General features: G+C 60.4%; 1 protein-coding gene. It reads right to left on the reverse strand.

Annotation, left to right across the window (positions count from 1 at the left end; all coding sequences use genetic code 11):
• Positions 1-4: 4 nt before the first annotated feature.
• A partial coding sequence (locus QZH66_RS18795) for a recombinase family protein (protein ID WP_305807291.1) occupies positions 5-371 on the reverse strand: 367 nt, incomplete at its 5' end.

The raw sequence follows: 371 nt of genomic DNA on the forward strand, positions 1-371 counted from the left end.
TGCGCTAACAGCGCTGCCGCTTGAGGTACTCCACCGGCTTTGTCGCTCTGTAGACGGCACGTTTAGCCGCAGACTCGGAAACTCCGAACTTCACGCCTAGCCCTTTGTAGGTTGCCTCGCCCGCTTGGTACTCAGCAACCAAAGCGCGCTCTTCATCTGCCGACAGGCTTCGGCTTCTTCCCGGAACTCTCCCCCTCTCCCTCGCGGCGATCTGGCCCGCAATAGATCTCTCCCGAATCATCGACCGTTCGAGCTGGGCCACGGCGCCCAGGATCTGAACCACAAACACGCCCATGCTGTTCGTTGTGTCGAGCGGCTCGGTAACGCTTTTAATCGTAGCGCCCACACTCTCCAGCTGCCGCAGGATCTCC

Source organism: Stenotrophomonas sp. YIM B06876 (assembly GCF_030711595.1).
Taxonomy (GTDB): Bacteria; Pseudomonadota; Gammaproteobacteria; order Xanthomonadales; family Xanthomonadaceae; genus Stenotrophomonas.